This is a genomic window from Pseudomonas sp. FP2300 (genome assembly GCF_030687595.1).
In the GTDB taxonomy this organism is placed as follows: domain Bacteria; phylum Pseudomonadota; class Gammaproteobacteria; order Pseudomonadales; family Pseudomonadaceae; genus Aquipseudomonas; species Aquipseudomonas bijieensis.
This window is the reverse complement of sequence record NZ_CP117440.1, coordinates 3,641,806-3,657,562: the sequence shown is the minus strand read 5'-3', so window position 1 is coordinate 3,657,562 and position 15,757 is coordinate 3,641,806. Positions and strand designations below refer to the sequence as shown.

Here is a 15,757-nt window from a genome sequence, read left to right as displayed (position 1 = left end):
AATTCATATTAATGCTGATTGAGTGCATTAATTTTGAGGTATCGCTCAGGGCTCAAGCACTTCTCGAGGGCCGGAACCATGTTTGCTGGGCAACGGGCAGGTTGCGCGACTGCCCGCGACCCATCGGGAAATAAGTAAAACCCTTGTCGGCCATGCGCTCCGGATCGAACAGGTTGCGACCGTCGAAAATCACCGGGGCCTTGAGCCGTTGCTGGATCAGGTTGAAATCCGGCGCCTTGAAGGGCTGCCATTCGGTGCAGATGACCAGCGCGTCGGCCCCCGGCAACACCGATTCCGGCGTGCCCATCAGCATGAGTCGGGGCTCGTCGGGGTAGAGCAACTGCGTCTGCTGCATGGCTTCCGGGTCGAATGCGCGGACGCTGGCACCTGCGGCCCAAAGCGATTCCAGCAGGGTGCGGCTCGGTGCATCGCGCATATCGTCGGTGTTGGGCTTGAACGCCAAGCCCCACAGCGCGAAGGTCTTGCCGCGCAGATCGCCCTGGTAAAACGCGTTGATCCGCTCGAACAGCTTGTGTTTCTGCCGTCCGTTGATGGCTTCCACCGCTTGCAACAGGTCGCTGGAGCAGTGGGCCTGCTCGGCGGTGTGGATCAGGGCACGCATGTCCTTGGGAAAGCATGAGCCGCCGTAGCCGCATCCCGGGTAAATGAAGTGATAGCCGATGCGCGAGTCGGCGCCGATGCCCAGGCGCACGGATTCGATGTCGGCCCCCAAGTGTTCGGCCAGTTCGGCGATCTGGTTGATGAAGCTGATCTTGGTCGCCAGCATGCCGTTGGCGGCGTATTTGGTTAGTTCGGCGCTGCGCAGGTCCATGAACAGGACCCGGTCGTGGTTGCGGTTGAACGGGGCGTACAGGTCGCGCATGGTTTCGCGCACTTCATCGCGCTCGCAGCCGATCACGATGCGATCCGGACGACGGCAATCGGCGACCGCCGAGCCTTCCTTGAGGAATTCGGGGTTGGAGACGATATCGAACTGCAGCAGGCGACTGGCCTTGAGCAGGCATTTGTCGATGTGCGCCCGCAGAACATCGCCAGTGCCCACCGGCACGGTGGACTTCTCCACCACAATGACTGGTAGCTCGCGGTAGCGGGCGATGGCCTCGCCGACGGCCAGGACCTGGGCCAGGTCAGCGCTGCCATCGTCGCGGGATGGTGTGCCCACGGCGATAAACAGCACTTGGCCGTGCTGCACGGCGAGTTGTTCGTCACAGGTGAAGTGCAAGCGTCCGGCCTCCAGGCCTTCACGCACCAGCGCGGCGAGACCGGGTTCGAAAATACTCACCTGGCCTTGGCTCAGGCTTTCCACCTTGCGCTCGTCGATGTCCATGCACACTACGTCATGGCCCACCTCGGCCAACACCGCGGCTTGCACCAAACCTACGTAGCCACTTCCGAATACACTGATTTTCATGGCGGATTCCCTGGGTCATTCCGAGCGGGCGACATGCACAACCAGCGTTCGCCGCAGTGCGCTTGGCTCAGAATAAGTCGGGGATATTGCAGTTCACTTACAGTCCGCTGATGTCTTGTGTCGGCAATCGGTACGCTGCTGGCAGTTGCGCGACGAACTCGCCGACCACTTCCCGGGTCAAGCTGACAATGTCTTCCACTCGTTCCATACCGGCGCCGGTCCGCCAACTGGCTACGATGTCCATGACCGATGGCAGCGGCACGCCGTCCACCAAGGTCAATGTGCCTTGGGTCAGTTCGCCGACAACCAACGCCGCGGGCATGGCACCGATGCCGAAGCCATCGCGAACCAGGCGGGTGATGGCCGATGCGGAGTTCACACAGTTGATGCGGGGCGAGACGATGTTGGCTGAATGCAGCAGGTTGAGAATGTCCTGGTGGGGCCGCGAGTTGCGCGAGAACGTCACGATGCGCTCCTGGGACAAGTCCTCCAGCGACGCATAGGATCGGTCATAGGGGGAACCAGTGCGAACCACCCAGTGCATCGGGTAGCGAGTCAGCAGTGTATTGCGCACGCTGTCCAGGCGCAGGATGTCGGTCTGGAAAATGATGTCCTGGTAGCCTTTCTCCAATTGTGAGCACAGGTTGCTCGCGGTGTCGGCCGACAGCTCGATTTCCAGGGCTGGGTAGTATTCCATCAGGCGTGTCACCAAGGGGCTGAGCCAGGTGTGGATCACCGTATCCATTGCCCCGATGCGGATCCGGCCGCGTACCTGGCGTGGATCCTTGATCACGGCTTTCATGCTTTGCATGGTGTCCATGATGCGCTCGGCGTATTCCAGCACGCGCTGGCCTTCGGAGGTCAGCGATACGCCTTTGGAATCGCGCACGAACAGGCGCACGCCCATTTCGTCCTCCAGGGCCGCGATCCGGCTGGAAATGGACGCCTGGGTGGTGAACAGCTTTTCGGCGGTGAGACGAAAGCTCTTCAGGCGGGCAACCCAGACGAAGGTTTCGAGAAACTTGATGTTCACTTGGGCGTTTCCTTGGCGCTGGCTTAGAAACCGTGGCGAGGGGGATCTAGGTTAGTTTCATGTTCTTCACTGCTGGGTATTGGCCAAGTACCGAACTACCTCCTTCATCTCGCCCAAATCCGGCGCGTTATCAATAATCGCCTCAGGCCTACACCATGGATAGTCCAACTTCGATACCCAGGCCATGATCATCGGCAGATCGGTCGCCGGCAGGGTCTTCATGTGTTCGATGGTGATGGTCAGTCGCTCGGCCAGTCTCGAGGCTGGATCGAACTGCCAGTCATACAGGCCACACCCGACACGCGCCTCGCCGCTGCTTTTGTCTGACATCGCCACCAGCCATTTGCACTCGAACGCCTCTGTGTTGGCGGGCGGAGGGGCGGCCAGGCAGAACGTGTAGACATTTTCGAAGGTCTGGCCAAAGCGACTGACCAACACGTCGCCAATGGCGGTACGGCCTTCGACGTGGGCGGGAAACGCGATGGAACCGGTGCGCACGACCATGTCCAGAATAGCCGCCGGTGTTAAGGCCTGGGCCAGCAGGTGAGGGCGGTTGCCGTCCTTGGCGTGGATGTACTGTTGAATCGATCGCTGAGCGGTGTTCATCGCGTGTCCTTTCAGGTTGAAAAACAGCCTTTGTTCGAGGCTTACAAATCACTGTTCCATAAGTCCGTCACCAGCATGCAACCCGGAGCGTGGGTGATGCACAGCGGTGGACGCGAGGCCTGGACCACGGATTGGGGCGTTACGCCACAGGCCCAGAATACCGGGATTTCGTCCGCTTCCACCGGTACGGCGTCGCCATAATCCGGCGTGTCCAGGGACCGGATGCCGATCAATGAAGGATCACCGATGTGCACCGGGGCGCCGTGAACGCTGGGCATGCGCCCGGTAATCTGGATCGCTTGGATGGCCGCGGCCGCTTTCATCGGCCGCATGCTTACCACCATCTTGCCAGACAGGCGAGCGGTGGGACGGGTGTCGATGTTGGTCTGGAACATCGCGACATTGCGCCCCAGCTCGATGTGCCGCAAACGGATGCCAGCCTCCAGCAAGGGCTGTTCAAAGGAGAATGAGCAACCGAGGGCGAAGGCCACCAGGTCGTCCTGCCACAGGTGTGCGATGTCCAGCGGCGTTTCGCTCAACTCGCCGTGGCGGTAGACCCGGTATTGAGGCACCTCATGGCGGATATCGATGGCGGCGCCCAGGTTACGGAAGAACGGATCCCCTGGCTCGGTCACGTCCAGCACTGGGCAGGCCTGGCGGTTGAGGGTGCAGTAGCGCAGGAATTCATTGGCCCAGTCGCTGGGCAGGATCACGATATTGGCTTGCACGCGCCCTTGGCCCAGGCCGCTGGTATGGCCCTGGTATTGGCCGGCGGCGATGCTCTGGCGCAGGGCGACGGGCGTGCATTGCTGCAGTTGTTCGAAAGGCAGGGCGGGTTGATTCATCACGGGGTCTCCAAGCGTTCGTCCGTTACTTTGAGAACAGCATGGCGATGACGTCCAACAAGGAATATTGGTACCCCGTGACAACTAAAAGTTATTCCAGAGGCGCTTGGCTGTTCAGGCCCGGGGCCGCCACCATGCGTTGCGGCCCGACATCAGCGGCGTATTGGCTGACCACCTGGCGACTCATCTGGACGATGTTCTCGATCAGCTCCAGGCCGACGCCAGCGCGCCAGGAGGCGACGACGTCGAGTTGGGGCAGGGCGGTGCCGGGCTCGAGCTGGATCAATTCGCCGCTGGCCAGCGGCTTGGCCACCAGCGCTGCTGGCAAGGCGCCGATGCCGAATCCGTCGCGAATCAGCCGGGTCATGGCCGACACCGAATTGACGCAACTGACCCGCGGTGCCGTGACCCCATGGGCGTACAACAGGTTGAGCACATCCTGGTGCGGACGCGAATGCTTGACGAAGGTGATGATGCGCTCGCCCGCCATCTCCACCAGCGAAGCGTAGGGGCGGGCATAGATGGACTGGCTGGCGGCGATCCAGTGCATGGGATAGTGACCCAGTTCCAGGTTGCGCACGCTTTCGTGGCGGACCAGATCGGTCTGGAACACGATGTCCAGGTAGCCTTTCTGCAATTGCTCACAGAGGTTGCGCGCCGCATCGGCGGTGATTTCGATTTCCACGGCGGGAAAGGCTTGCATCAGCATCGACATCAACGGGCTGAGCCAGGTATGAATCACCGTATCCATCACGCCGATGCGCACCAGGCCTTGCTGCGGGCTGTTGGTGTCCAGTGACTGCTTCAACGCCCGCTGGACTTCGAGCATCTGTTCGGCGTAGTCGAGCACCTTGAGGCCTTCGGGTGTCAGCGAGACCCCGCGCGAATCCCGCACGAACAGGCGCAAGCCCAATTCTTCTTCCAATGAAGCGATCCGGCTGGAGATCGCTGCCTGGGTGCTGAACATCTTCTCGGCGGTGAGGCTGAAGCTCTGCAGTCGGGCGACCCAGACGAAGGTTTCGAGGAATTTGAGGTTCATGAAGGCTCTCTGGGTGCGTGTGGTTCTTATGATTGCAATTGTTACTCCAGATCAGGCCATTGGACGCATCAAATTTTCTTATGCCCGATCGGGTGTTTTTCCCGTTTGACGCTGCGTGGATTTGCCACAAAGAATCCGCCCCACGACGCAGCCACTGCGTCCGCATCCCCAACGACAACGCCTTCACAAAAGAATAACGAGGCGTGTCCGTCATCTTCGCTTGCTGCCGCAGGAACCTTCCATGGAAAAGACCATGACTGACGGCGTAACCACCGGGACAGGGCGCACGGGCCCATTCAGTTGGTACGGCCCCCTGTCGAAAAATGAAAAACGTACATTCTGGAGCTGCAAGATCGGCTATGCCTTGGACGGCATGGATACGCAGATGCTGAGTTTCGTTATCCCGACCCTGATCGCGACCTGGGGAATCTCCAAGGGCGACGCCGGCATGATCGGCACCTGCACCTTGTTGGCCTCGGCGGCAGGCGGGTGGATCGCCGGAATCCTGTCCGACCGTATCGGCCGGGTACGGACCCTGCAACTGACGGTCCTGTGGTTCGCGTTCTTCACCTTTTTGTGTGGGCTGGCGCAGAACTACGAACAATTGCTGGTGGCCCGGACCTTGATGGGCTTTGGCTTCGGCGGGGAATGGACCGCGGGGGCGGTGTTGATCGGCGAGGTTATCCGCGCCAAGGACCGTGGCAAAGCAGTGGGCATGGTGCAGGCCGGGTGGGCGCTGGGCTGGGGGCTGACGGCGCTGCTGTATGCCGGGCTGTTCACTTTCCTGCCACCGGAACAGGCCTGGCGGGCGTTGTTCATGATCGGCCTGGTACCGGCGCTGTTTGTGCTGGTAATCCGTCGACTGGTCAAGGAGTCGGACACCTTCGAACATGCTGTGCGGGAGCGCCAGGCCAAGCCAGAGCTGGGTTCGCGGTGGGCATTTTTCGAGATATTTGCCCCACGGATGCTCAGCACTACCTTGCGTGCCTCGCTGTTGACCACCGGTGCGCTGGGCGGCTACTACGCAATCACCACATGGTTACCGACATACCTGAAAACCGAGCGCGGCCTGAGTGTGCTCGGTACCGGCGGTTACCTTGCGATGGTCATCGTCGGTTCCTACGTCGGCTATGTGACCAGTGCGTTGTTGACCGATGCCATCGGCCGCAAAAAGAACTTCATTCTGTTCGCCGTCGGGTCCATGGCAATCGTCCTGGCCTACACCCAACTGCCTATCGATAACGCCTGGATGCTCTGGCTGGGCTTCCCCCTGGGTTTCTTCGCTTCGGGCATCTTCGCCGGCATGGGCGCGTTCCTGACTGAGCTGTTTCCCACCCGTATGCGTGGGTCGGGTCAGGGGTTCTGCTACAACGCCGGGCGCTCCATCGCGGCGCTGTTCCCGTTGTTCATCGGCACGCTGAGTAACACCTTGCCCATCGGCACCGGGATCGGTGTGTTCGCCGCCGGCGCCTATGGCGTAGTGATCCTGGCGGCGTTGAGCCTGCCGGAAACCCGCGGCAGACAGCTCGAATCCTGACTGCCCGTGGCGTCCGCGCAAAGAGCGGACGCCGTACCAACCTTTAAAACAACAACCATCGGACGCGAAGGCAGCGCCCCCGAGAGGGTTCGCTCGCGTCCATAAAAAGGAGCATGCCATGCGGCATTTCACATCCACCTGGTTTCATACCCCCGCCGGTACGTTGCTCGGCCTGAGCCTGATCGGCATGCCGAACGCCCAGGCCGACTTCATCGCCGACAGCAAAGGCAGCCTGGAGGCCCGCAACTTTTACTTCAATCGCGACTTCCGCCAGGAGGGGGCACGGGACAAGGCTGAAGAATGGGCCCAGGGCTTTTTGCTGCGGATGGAGTCGGGTTACACCGCCGGAACCGTGGGTTTCGGCCTCGATGCCTTGGGCATGGCCGGCTTCAAACTCGATTCCGGGGGCGGCACGGCGGGCACCAATCTGTTACCGGCGGATTTGTCGGGCGGTTCGCAAGACCGTTATGGCGAACTCGGTCTGACTGCCAAGGTGCGCCTATCCAATAGCACCTTGAAGCTGGGGACGTTGCAGATCAAGGACCCGGCGGTGAGCTCCAACGACACGCGCCTGCTGCCGGGAACGTTCAAGGGCGGGTTGTTGAGCGTGCAGGAAATCGATCGCTTGAAGCTGAGCGCCGGGCAACTCACGCAGATCAACTTTGTCGACTCCACCGACTACCAGGACATGACCGCCAATCGCATCGGTGGAAGCAGCGACAAGTTCCAGTTCGCCGGGGCGGACTATCAGTTCCTGCCGAACCTCACGGCGCAATACCGCTATAGCCAGTTGGAAGACATCTACCAGCAAAACTACCTCGGGTTCGTCCACACCCTGGACCTGGGCGCAGGCCAGTCGTTCAAGAGCGACGTGCGCTATTCGCGCAGCACCGAAGACGGCAACTTTCGCGATCTCGACAACCAGGCCTTCGGCGCCTTGTTCACCTACAGCCTGGCGGGCCATGCGTTGGGCCTGGGTTATCAACGCATGAGCGGCGACGATCCGTTCCCCTACATCGGACGCAGCGATCCGTACTTGGTCAACTTCGTGCAGATCGGCGACTTCGCCAACATCGACGAGCGTTCCTGGCAGGCGCGTTATGACTACAACTTTGCCGCCATTGGCGTGCCCGGGTTGACGTTCATGACCCGCTACATCACTGGCGACAATGTCCAGCGCACCGCACCAGGCGAAGGTAAGGAGTGGGAGCGCAACACGGATATCGCCTATGTGGTGCAGGACGGCACGCTCAAGGGGCTGGGCTTGAAATGGCGCAATGCGACGGTCCGTTCGAATTTTGGCAACGATCTGGATGAGAACCGGTTGATCGTCAGCTATACGATGGCGCTGTGGTAAGAATCATCGCTCTGCCGACCGGTATTGTTCGGCCACCAAAAGCAACGACTGCGGCACCGGACTTTGTGGGTGCTGCGGTTCCTGCAGCACCACCAGTCGGAAACCGGCCATGTCCAGGGCATTGAGCCAACTGGACAAGGTGCGGAAGTACCACGGCATGGGCCGCCATTGGCCCTTGAACCCGTCGAAGGTTTCTTCTCGCCAGCCGTCCTGGTAATTGCCTGCCGCCACAGTCCACGGGTGCAGTGTCTGGATCACTAGCGCTCCGCCCGGGTTGAGCAGGGCGTTCATCGCCGCGAGCAATGGGATGATGTCCTGGTGCAACAGGGCGAAGTTGGCGCAGATCAGGTCGTAGCCGCTGCCGACGTCCACCTTGGCCTCCACCAGCGCTTCATAGCTTGCCAGGTGCACCAGGGAGGAGCCCGCTGCCCGGGCCGCATCGATCAACGTCGCGTCGCCATCCACACCGACCGCCTCGATGCCCCGTTCAGTCAGCGCCCGCAACAGCCAGCCTTCGCCGCAACCCAGATCAAGCACACGCTCGGGCTGGCGGCTCAGTACCGCCAGCAGCATGGCCTGGTCCGTGACCGTCAGGCGGCTTTCGATGGCCCCCGTGCGGATGGCTTCGATCCAGGCCTGGGCATTGTGGTGCCAGCTTTGGAGGAGGGTGGTTTCGGAGGACATGGGTCCAGCTCCGCAGTGGATTGGATAAGCATAGGACAATCGCTGGCGCAAGGACGCCGCGGGTCAAAGCGGACGGTCGAGAAACAACAGGCGTGCCGCCAGCGCTGCCATGACCCCGGCAAAACCATACATACCCAGGCGCCTTGAAATCCCGCTGTTTGCCAGTTTCGCCCTGAGCTGTGCGGCGCAAACACCCAGCAGCGTATGGAAGACGAATGCAATCAGTGCCAGCAACGCTCCGAGGAAGATCAGTTGCAGGCTTACGCCGCCGGCCTTGACGTTGACGAACTGGGGCAGAAACACCATGAAGAACAGCAGCGCCTTGGGATTCAAGAGGCTGTTGAGGGCGCCTCGGCAGAAGATTTTCCACAGCGAAGCAACCTGGAGCTGGCTATCCTGAGTTGCAGCCGGCGCTCTCAGTGCTTGCCAGGCAAGCCACAGCAGATAAGCGGCTCCGGCCAGGCGCAGCACGTCGAACGCCGGTGCCCAGCTCATCACCAGCGCGCCGATGCCAGCGCTGACCATCATGGTCATCAGCACGTCCGCCAAGGAAATACCGAGGGCGGCCGCGACGCCAGCACGCCAGCCGTGGGCCAACGCATGGCTGGTGACAAAGGCCATGTTGGGCCCCGGAACGATCAGCAAAAGCACGACAGCAACCACGAACAGGTAGAGATTGGCGGTATCCGGCATGGGAATCACTCCGTGGGATGAGCCTCGACAGTAAGCGAACGGCGAGCAGGGCGTCAGTTACAGTCCGGGCCTAACTGATAGCAACAGTCGTCTCTCTCGCGATGAATCACGGGAGTCGCTAAACTGCGGCCCCGAATTTCAGCAAGGAAGTGGGTGGATGCGTTCGCTCGTCAGCAGTGTGCTTCTTTCCATGACTGTGGCGGCTCCGGTCATGGCCGAGCCAAGGGCGTTCGCGGTGAATGACCGCAGTGGCCAATATCTGGTCGAAGTGCTGTTCCCGGAGCCGCCGGAAGACCCGCATCAACTGGCCCAAGCGTTCATCACCGTGCGCGACAACAACACCCACGAAGCCCTGCAGCAATTGCAGACGCCCGCCGGCAATGTGCCCGTGGACCGCAACGGCAAGGTCGATAACTGGCTACTTGGCCCTCAGAGCCTGTTGTACTTCGACGATTTCAACTTCGATGGCCGCCAGGACTTGGCGATCCGCAATGGCAACGATCCCGACGCGAGCTACAAACCGACGTTCGACGTCTATCTGCAAGACCCGCGGAAAACCCAATGGATCCTCAATCCGGCCTTGACGGCCCTGGCCAGGGAGGACAGCAAAGGCATGTTCTCTGTCAGCCCGTTGGACGGCGTCCTGCTGTCACAAACCGACCGTGACTGCTGCTGGACCCGCGCCACTCAATGGAAAATGCGCGGCGACGAGCTGGTCCTGCTTCGTTCGGACACCGAGGAGCAAATCCAGCCGACCGAGCCAGGCGAAAACACCAGCATGCCCAGCGGCTACACGCTGCGCACCACGGGTGAATTGAAAGAGGGCCAATGGCTTGAGCAATCGCGCCTGGAAGGCCCCGAGAAGGAGGACCCCGTGATCCTCGCCGGTACCCTCGACACAAAGACCCCGGTAGAACTCTGGTACCAGGTGCAAGGTGCCGTGATCGTTGGTGAGGTGCGCTATACCCAGGCGGGCACCGGCGAACCGATCAAGCTGCTGGGCATTCGGGAAGACGCGGATGACGACCTTATCAGCCTCCATGAATATGCCGGCGATGGTCGTCAAACGGGTACCTGGCGGATCTCCCGGGAAAAAGTCGAACCGTACTCTTTCACCGGTATCTGGGTCAGCGGCGCCAAGGGCGACGACCACCAAGGGGCTGTCCTGCTGCACGATGAAGAACGCGAGTTGGATAACGACAAGATCGACGATGTCGACGCGGCCCAGCGTAGCGGCCATTACCAGATGCAGGACGCACTGGGGCACGACGCCGATCTGGACCTGAAGATTCTCCCTGAGCGGGATGCCAATGGAAGAGAAGTCGCCGAATTCACCATGACCACAAAGGACAGCGTGACCGAGCATCACATCGTGCCGATGGACAGCAGCAACCTGATCATCGTGCGCGAGCCGCAAGCCTCCGGGAAGAACGGTCCATATCACATTCAATTGGTGAAAGGCTTTGCGGTCATTGCCTACAACGCGGTTCCGGATTCACAGGACGGGCTGGCCGGGGTGTATTTGAAGCAGCGTTGAGCACGGAGCAGCAATCCGCAAGCCGTAGAAGAGCTTGCAGTCCATCGGACATGTAAACGATCTCGGGTCCGCTATCACGACGTCTAAAGTTGCGCCTCTGTCGGCTTTACGACGCTGCGGATCAGTGAAGCGAATGTTTCAATGACCTCGTCTTCGCCATGCCGCCCTCGTACCAACGCGCAGGACAGGGCTTCCCCCGCGCCAACCAGGCCAATGCAGCATCGTTCGAGTTCGTCCGCTGGCCACGTCGTATGAGGTTCGAGCACAGATATGAACATCTGCACACAGTTATCCAAGAGCTCCTGGAACACCGCCGCCTTCTCTTCGCTGCCTGCCAGGGCTGCGCCCACAGCATGGAATTCGTCGGTGTTATCGGCCGCGCAATGAATGTAGGCGCTGGACAGGACCAAGGCTGTCTCTTCCAGGCTCCGCGCAGTCTTGGACATGGCGTCACGGAAAGCGCTGACCCGCTCGGTATCGATCCATTTGTAGAGCTCGATCAACAGACCCGAACGGGTGCCGAAATGATCGTAGACAACCGGTTTGGACACGCCGGCGCGAACGGCCAGATGCCCCAAGGTCAGCCGATCCGCGTCTTCCTCGCGCACGATCAGTAGCGCGGTATCCAGCAACTGTCGCCGCCGTTCGGCTTTCGCAAGCCGGCGGGGAGGGGAACCGACAGGGCTGTGCTCAATGTCTTTCTGCACGGTTTTTTGCTCCTGACCGCTAAAAAACCTACCAATGGTAGGTTGAAGTGCGTGATGTTGTGTTAGGTTACCTACTGAAAGTAGGTTTAAACCAGAGACAAGGAGAACACACCATGTCACTTGATCCTATCTTATTAATGGGCGGTTCCGGCGCCATTGGCCACCACACTGCCCGGGCGCTTCGCGCCGCCTACCCCGAGGTACCACTGCTGATCGGTGGTCGCGACCTTGCCAAGGCTCAGCGCGCCGCGGATCACATTGGCGGGGCGCAGGGCGTGGCGATTGACTCTAACGCAGACGATCTAGGCCTCGGCGATCGCCCGGTCAGCGCCGTCGTGGTCTTTTATATGGACCACGCCCTTGCCGGATTGCGTTTTGCGCAAAAACGCGGCGTGCCGCACCTCAGCATTTCCTCCGGCGTTTTCGAGATCGCGCCGGAAATTGCGATGTACATGCATACGCCTGACGCCTCGCCCATTGTCCTCGGTTACGAATGGATGGCAGGGGCGACGACCGTGGCGACGCTGAGCGTTGCCCGGGCATTTGGCCGGGTCCAGGACATCCGTATCAACGCGCTGGTCGATGAGCAGGACACCGGCGGCCCAACCGTCGCCACTGACTTTGAACACCTGAACAAAATGCTGCCTGCCGCACTGACACGACGCGACGGTGTGTTCGTTTGGCGCGAAGGAGAGGATTCCAAGGCACGATTCCATGCGGTGGATGGTACGGAAATCGAGGCTTCCGGCTTTTCGTCCATTGATGTCGTCGGCCTGGCGGCTGCGACGGGTGCAGCAAATGTCCAATTCAACTTGGCCACCGCAGTGAGTTCAACCCGGCGCCAGGGCAGGCCGATGTCCACCGAGATCATCATCGAACTCGTTGGCGAGGACCTCCAGGGCGAACCCCTGCATACGCGTCATGCAGTCATCCACCCGGCAGGCGCTGCGCCATTGACCGGCCTCAGCGTCGCAATGACTCTTGAACGACTCCTCGGGTTGGACGGCCAGCCACCGACTCCGCCAGGGCTTTATTTCCCTTATCAACTGTTGGACGCCAGCGCGTATCTGGAACGTTTGAAGGAGGAGGGCGGTGAGTTACGCACGCTGCCGGAGTAATGAGCGACGCAATTGCGTGTGCTGAGCGTTTCCTCCCTTTAGTCAGTGCTAGCCGGCTACCGGCTAGCAGACCTGACGCTGAGAGCGTGCCCACCGGGCTATAGCTTTCCGGCCCAAACCTCAGGTTTGCGTGCCGTCCAAGGCAACGCACGTTCTAGCTAACCGGCCAGACGCAGCAGCATGTCCTCTCGCCCAACGCCCGCTGAGAACTGCATGCCTATAGGCAGACCACTTTCTGGATCAAACGCCAATGGCATGGACATAGACGGGGATCCAGTCACATTCGCTAACGCGGTGAAGGGGGAGTGGGTGAATACCCGATCCATCCAGCCCCTGCCATCCAGATGCGTCTGACCCTCGTTATAGCTGCCGATGGCAGGGGGCAGTGCTGGCAGCGTCGGGCTCAACAGGACATCATATTTGCAGAAGAAGTGCCCCATGCTGCGGGACACAAGATTTCTCGAATGCATGGCCTCAAGCAAATCGATGGCGGTGAGTTGGCTCCCCATCCGATGCAGCGAAAGCGTGGCCGGTTCAAGCGTACTGGCATCAATGGAGCGGCCTGTACCCGCAGCGATGGCATTGATCCAGGCAGCGGTATTGGCTGACCAGAATCGCGCGTTCATTTCAACGAAGCCGTCCCAGCTCAGCCCGATGTCCAAACAGACTTCTTCCACGCTATGACCCATGCCTTGGAGCTGGAGCGCCACATGACGGGTCGCTTCTGCGATTGGCGCGACAGAGCGAGTCGCGTTCAGTGGATGCAGGAGAAGGCCAACCCGTAGTGAACCAGGCTCGCGAGTCGTTTCCGACAGATAGGCATGTTGCGGCTTAGCGATCTCAAAGGGATCCCCAACAGCCGCCCCTTCGATTGCGTCCAGTAACGCGGCACTGTCGCGCACCGTTCGACTGACCACACCGTGCACGGCAAGCCCGGCCCACACCTCGTCAACTCCAGGCCCCATTGAAACTCTGCCTCGGCTGGACTTGAGCCCGAACAGTCCGGTAGAGGCTGAAGGCACGCGGATAGAGCCACCGCCATCGGTGGCGTGCGCCGCGGGTACCAGGCCGGCAGCTACCGCAGCAGCCGAACCACCGCTTGATCCACCGGCGCTGCGGCTGAGATCCCAGGGGTTACGCGTCGGCCCCGAAAATACCGATTCAGTGGTGGTACTGGCAGCCAACTCCGGGGTGGTGGTCCTGCCAAGGGTAACCAGACCTGCCTGGCGCAAAACGGATCATCAGGTTGGAGTCCGCGTCAGCGATGCATCCGGCTGCCAAGCGACTGCCCAGTTCGTTCAGATGCCCCTTGGCAGTAAGGCCCAAGTCCTTGACCAGAAAGGGCACCCCCATGAACGGCCCGGTAGCTGCCTGAGGTTCATTCTCCCAAATCTCAACCACCGCATTGATCTTTGGATTGAGCTGCTCGATGGCGGACAGTGCCGCAGCACTGACCTCGGCTTGGGTGACTTGACCGCTGACGATCAGCTCAGCAAGACCCAGCGCATCGTATTCGGCGTATTCAGCGGTTCTCATCGCGTTCTCCGAGCCATCTACCTGGCAGCGGCCGAGGAGCTGTTTTTCAATGAAGGCATCAGTCGGGTAACGGTGGACGCCATCGCGGCAAAGGCCAAGTCGACCAAAATGACCGTCTACCGGCATTTCGATTCGAAAGACGCACTGGTGCTGGAGTGGTTACGGTTGCTCGTCGAGAAATACTCCGAGGTCTTCGAAGCGCTTTCGGCACAGTACGCCGGCGATCCCAAGGCGCAGATTCTCGGGTTTGCCAAGTTCATCGCCCAGGATCTTTCGGTGGCGTCTTATCGAGGCTGTCCGTTTACCAATTCACTGGCGGAGATACCCGAGCCAGGAAATCCTGCCCGTCGCCTCATCGAAGCACATAAAAAGCGTCAGTTCCTCCGGCTGGTGGATCTCTGTGTCGAGGCTGACTTGCCCGAGCCGGAACAAGCGGCGATGGAGCTCTCGTACCTGATGGAGGGGGCTCAGGTCGTTTCGCAGAACAAGAGCATCGAGGGCGTGGGTGAAAACCTGATGAAGATGGTTCGGAAAAAAATCAGCGGCTAGGTCAAGGGCAATTGGTTGCGCTGTTTCGTGTTCGGGCATCTTCGGCCGATCCCTCAACAGACGGTTTCTGCAACGTGCTCTCGTCTGATCACCACAGGACGTCTACTGAAAGATAGTCATTGTGTTGCTTCGAAATCGAATGTTACTCTAGTAACAAGAATTTAAATAATGACAATATAATAACACCTGGCGCTCGGGGGCTTTGAAATCCATGGAAAAAAACAGCTTCCTGCAACGGCTGGAGCAAGAGTTCTCCAACCTGACCCCGACGGGCAAGCGGATCGCCAGCTATTTGTTGGGTAATCCTGAACAGCTTCCGTTCGAGTCGGCTGATAGCATCGCGCAGCAGACCTCCACCACTGGGATTTCCGTAGGGCGCTTTTTTCGATCCCTTGGTTACCAGAACATCGATGAAGTCAAACAAAGCCTGCGCGTTGAAACGCCAGCGTCGTGGCTTATCACCGATCGCATCGGCGCCTTTCGTGCCGAAAGCAATCAGCAGGATGCGCTGGATCGCTCCCTGAGTCGCGAGATCGAGGCCATCCGGTATGTCTACGGTTTAGCGCGCAGCGATGCTTTCGCCAATATCGTGCAACGCATCCATGAAGCCGATGCTGTGTTCATTCTCGGCATTCAGTCCACTCGAGGGATTCTCACAGCGTTCCATAGCCACCTTGAGTACATCCGGCCCAAGGTCTACTACGTCGATGGTCTATCCGGCATTTACGCAGAAACCCTGAATTCCGGCTTCGCCAACCCCTACGCGATCATTGCGGATTTTCGTGCTTATTCCAGCGTAACTCAGACCTTCTGCGACACGGCCATAGACAACAACCTCCCATTGGCGCTGATCACCGACCTGCAATGCCCCTGGGCTCGAGATTATCCACTTGACCTTCTACAGCTGAAAACCGACGTCGGGCAGTTCTGGGATTCTCCTGCGCCATTGGCCTGCCTGTTAAATCTCATCGTCTCGGCCGTCGCTGAAAAATACGGCGATCGGCTCGATGAGCGCTTGGCCAGGAACCGTCAATTGCAAAAAGCTTTCGGTCAGTTCGAAGGCTGATCCTCATCGTCCCACCGA

14 protein-coding genes and 1 pseudogene are annotated in these 15,757 nt (G+C 60.0%); 6 read left to right on the top strand and 9 right to left on the bottom strand.

The genetic code is table 11. The annotated features are described in order from the left end of the window. Positions 1 to 52: 52 nt before the first annotated feature. From PSH86_RS16190 to PSH86_RS16170, 5 genes are all read right to left on the bottom strand, one after another. The gene (locus tag PSH86_RS16190) at positions 53 to 1,432 is read right to left on the bottom strand and encodes a UDP-glucose/GDP-mannose dehydrogenase family protein (protein ID WP_163858578.1); all 1,380 of its coding nucleotides are present in this window, start codon (positions 1,430 to 1,432) and stop codon (positions 53 to 55) included. Positions 1,433 to 1,529: 97 nt separating this feature from the next. Then, on the bottom strand, positions 1,530 to 2,465 hold the full coding sequence (locus PSH86_RS16185; RefSeq protein WP_109754126.1) for a LysR family transcriptional regulator: 936 nt from the start codon (positions 2,463 to 2,465) through the stop codon (positions 1,530 to 1,532). Between the two features lie 66 nt (positions 2,466 to 2,531). After that, positions 2,532 to 3,071, bottom strand: a complete 540-nt coding sequence (locus PSH86_RS16180) for a hypothetical protein (protein WP_116832463.1) — start codon at positions 3,069 to 3,071, stop codon at positions 2,532 to 2,534. A gap of 41 nt (positions 3,072 to 3,112) precedes the next feature. Next, complete coding sequence (locus PSH86_RS16175) at positions 3,113 to 3,916, bottom strand: putative hydro-lyase (RefSeq protein WP_305483732.1); 804 nt, start codon at positions 3,914 to 3,916, stop codon at positions 3,113 to 3,115. A 91-nt stretch (positions 3,917 to 4,007) separates the two neighbouring features. Beyond that, positions 4,008 to 4,955 carry a LysR family transcriptional regulator gene (locus PSH86_RS16170; RefSeq protein ID WP_109754123.1) on the bottom strand — a complete coding sequence of 316 codons (948 nt, stop codon included), beginning with the start codon at positions 4,953 to 4,955 and terminating at the stop codon, positions 4,008 to 4,010. A gap of 253 nt (positions 4,956 to 5,208) precedes the next feature. On the opposite strand from PSH86_RS16170, the gene PSH86_RS16165 reads away from it, so the two are divergent. Continuing rightward, the gene (locus PSH86_RS16165) at positions 5,209 to 6,492 is read left to right on the top strand and encodes an MFS transporter (RefSeq protein ID WP_162893829.1); all 1,284 of its coding nucleotides are present in this window, start codon (positions 5,209 to 5,211) and stop codon (positions 6,490 to 6,492) included. Positions 6,493 to 6,610: 118 nt separating this feature from the next. Beyond that, complete coding sequence (locus tag PSH86_RS16160; protein WP_116832461.1) at positions 6,611 to 7,849, top strand: OprD family porin; 1,239 nt, start codon at positions 6,611 to 6,613, stop codon at positions 7,847 to 7,849. A 3-nt stretch (positions 7,850 to 7,852) separates the two neighbouring features. Here the strand turns inward: PSH86_RS16160 and PSH86_RS16155 are convergent, their stop codons facing one another. Both PSH86_RS16155 and PSH86_RS16150 read right to left on the bottom strand, forming a co-directional pair. After that, positions 7,853 to 8,533, bottom strand: a complete 681-nt coding sequence (locus PSH86_RS16155; RefSeq protein ID WP_116832460.1) for a bifunctional 2-polyprenyl-6-hydroxyphenol methylase/3-demethylubiquinol 3-O-methyltransferase UbiG — start codon at positions 8,531 to 8,533, stop codon at positions 7,853 to 7,855. A 63-nt stretch (positions 8,534 to 8,596) separates the two neighbouring features. Further along, entirely contained in the window at positions 8,597 to 9,226 is a 630-nt protein-coding gene (locus PSH86_RS16150) for a LysE family translocator (RefSeq protein WP_305483731.1), read from the bottom strand. A 157-nt stretch (positions 9,227 to 9,383) separates the two neighbouring features. Between PSH86_RS16150 and PSH86_RS16145 the strand changes: the two genes are divergently transcribed. Further along, entirely contained in the window at positions 9,384 to 10,763 is a 1,380-nt protein-coding gene (locus PSH86_RS16145) for a hypothetical protein (protein ID WP_305483730.1), read from the top strand. A gap of 83 nt (positions 10,764 to 10,846) precedes the next feature. On the opposite strand, the gene PSH86_RS16140 is transcribed toward PSH86_RS16145, so the two are convergent. Beyond that, positions 10,847 to 11,470 carry a TetR/AcrR family transcriptional regulator gene (locus PSH86_RS16140; protein ID WP_178082488.1) on the bottom strand — a complete coding sequence of 208 codons (624 nt, stop codon included), beginning with the start codon at positions 11,468 to 11,470 and terminating at the stop codon, positions 10,847 to 10,849. A gap of 113 nt (positions 11,471 to 11,583) precedes the next feature. Here PSH86_RS16140 and PSH86_RS16135 point away from each other — a divergent pair, with 113 nt between their 5' ends. Beyond that, a complete protein-coding gene (locus PSH86_RS16135; RefSeq protein WP_305483729.1) occupies positions 11,584 to 12,588 on the top strand; it encodes an NAD(P)-dependent oxidoreductase in 1,005 nt (334 codons plus the stop codon). 158 nt (positions 12,589 to 12,746) lie between these two features. Here the strand turns inward: PSH86_RS16135 and PSH86_RS16130 are convergent. Further along, a pseudogene (locus tag PSH86_RS16130) lies at positions 12,747 to 14,124 on the bottom strand (amidase). Positions 14,125 to 14,196: 72 nt separating this feature from the next. Between PSH86_RS16130 and PSH86_RS16125 the strand changes: the two are divergent. Together PSH86_RS16125 and PSH86_RS16120 are read left to right on the top strand one after the other, a co-directional pair. Further along, positions 14,197 to 14,673 (top strand): TetR/AcrR family transcriptional regulator, encoded by a 477-nt coding sequence (locus PSH86_RS16125; protein WP_370873679.1) that lies wholly within the window; start codon positions 14,197 to 14,199, stop codon positions 14,671 to 14,673. A 211-nt stretch (positions 14,674 to 14,884) separates the two neighbouring features. Continuing rightward, positions 14,885 to 15,739 carry a MurR/RpiR family transcriptional regulator gene (locus tag PSH86_RS16120; protein WP_232200846.1) on the top strand — a complete coding sequence of 285 codons (855 nt, stop codon included), beginning with the start codon at positions 14,885 to 14,887 and terminating at the stop codon, positions 15,737 to 15,739. Positions 15,740 to 15,757: the final 18 nt, after the last annotated feature.